Annotated in this window: 1 protein-coding gene; it reads right to left on the reverse strand. The window is 44.8% G+C overall.

Annotated features, from left to right (window positions below):
* Nucleotides 1-232: tetratricopeptide repeat protein (locus tag L9G74_RS24710; RefSeq protein WP_238899107.1), on the reverse strand; the 232-nt coding region annotated here is incomplete at both ends.

Consider the following 232-nt stretch of genomic DNA (forward strand, 5'->3'; position numbering starts at 1 on the left):
TATGCCTCCTGAATAAAACCTTGGGCCTTCATCAGATTACCAAGATTGCTGTGCGCATCAACCAATCGAGGGTTGATTGCAAGTGCTTGTCTACAGCATTGAGCTGCCTCATTTAATCTTCCCTTCCATGTATATGCACTAGCAAGATTTGACCAAGCATCGCAAAAGTTTGGTCGCAGCTGAATGGCGGTTAGATAGTAACGGATTGCAAGATCAACATCACCCTTCTCCT

Source organism: Shewanella electrica, from assembly GCF_022321485.1.
Classification (GTDB): Bacteria; Pseudomonadota; Gammaproteobacteria; order Enterobacterales; family Shewanellaceae; genus Shewanella; species Shewanella electrica.